Here is a 1,608-nt window from a genome sequence, read left to right on the forward strand (position 1 = left end):
GCTCGGAAACGGAAATTCCCGGCACGCTGTCTATCGCGCGCCACCTGTTCAAATGGTTGCGCAGCGTGGCGAGCCGGGTCGGCTTCACGAAGCAGTCGTCCATACCTGCGTAGCGGCACATGGAAAGTTCCTCGGGCGCGGTGCTCGCTGTAATACCGAGAATGGGCAGTCGCTTCGATAACCCTAGTTCGCTCGCCCGCACGCGCCGCGCAAGTTCGTAGCCGGTCATGTTCGGCATGTGGCAATCGGTGATGAGAAACCCGTAGTGCGTCTCTTTGAGCGCGGCGAGCGCTTCAACGCCGTCCTGCACGACGTCGCAAGCAAAGCCTAACAAAGCCAATTGATGCCGTATCAGCTCCTGATTCACGGGATGATCTTCTGCGACCAGGACCAGCCGCCCGGCGCGAATCGCACGCTCGCGGTCGGGCGGCTCGGTATTCGCTTCGATACCCCGCGTCGCGCGGGAGACGATTTGCGGCAAACCAGTCAACGCCGCGATGCACGCGGCGCCGAGACCATGCCATGAGATCGGATTGACGCTCACGCGAATGTCGTCGTTGAGAATACGATAGCCCGTGGGCTTCGGCTTCTCGGTCACATGAATCACGCGCGTTTTCGGCGGCAGCGCTTCGCTGTGCGAGTCGCTCACAAATACGAGATCGATGTCGTCGAACGTGGCCGGGTCGCGCAACGCGTTGTCGTCGCGAGAAAGAATGTGCAGCTTGAGCCCCAGCGCCTGACCATAGTCCACGAGCGCGCGCGCCACGCGGGAATCGTCGATCGCGATGATTCCGCGCTTACCGCGCAAGCCGTCGATCTGATAGTTGAACGTCTCCACCGGCATCGTCAGACGCACGGTCATTGTCGTACCGGAGCCTAAGCGACTTTTCAGGTCAAGCGTGCCGCCCATTAGAGCAACCAGTTTGCGGCAGATCGTCAGGCCGAGTCCTGTCCCTCCAAAACGTCGCGTAGTCGAGGATTCAGCCTGAACGAACGGCTCGAAAAGTCGTGCTTGCACGTCCTCTGCAATGCCGATCCCCGTGTCCTCGACGCTCAGCTCAATGGTCTGAACACCGCCGTCGGTATTGACGAGGTTCACCGCCAGCGCAACTTCGCCCTTCATGGTGAACTTGATGGCATTACTGAGCAGATTGAAAACCACTTGACGCAGACGCACACTGTCGCCGCGCAGGCTCGCCGCGATGTCCGGCGCCACGTCCACGCGAACGCGCAAGCCCTTTTCGTGCGCGCGCCCCGCCAGTAAGCCGACGGCGTTATCGACGAGTTCGCGGATGTCGATCGGCATCGATTCAATTGTCAGGCGTCCGGCCTCTATCTTTGAATAGTCGAGTAAGTCGTCCAGGATTTGCAGCAGTGTGCTAGCGGAATCCTGGATCATGCCAAGCATTTGAGATTGATCGGGGTTGAGGGGCGTGTTCTCGAACACTTCCACGAGACCCAGTACGCCGTTCATGGGCGTGCGGATTTCGTGGCTCATCATGGCCAGGAAATCGTCCTTCGCGCGAGATGCCGCTTCCGCCGCGTCGCGCGCAGCCGCCAGTTCGTCGGCTCGCGCCCGCTCGAAACTCGCGTCGATCCAATAGCCGC

Annotated in this window: 1 protein-coding gene; it reads right to left on the reverse strand. The window is 60.6% G+C overall.

Annotated features, from left to right (window positions below):
• Positions 1-1,608 (reverse strand): ATP-binding protein (locus WCA53_RS33455; RefSeq protein ID WP_423922193.1); only part of this gene is annotated, 1,608 nt, incomplete at both ends.

The sequence above is a fragment of the Caballeronia sp. genome (assembly GCF_049581465.1).
In the GTDB taxonomy this organism is placed as follows: Bacteria; Pseudomonadota; Gammaproteobacteria; order Burkholderiales; family Burkholderiaceae; genus Caballeronia.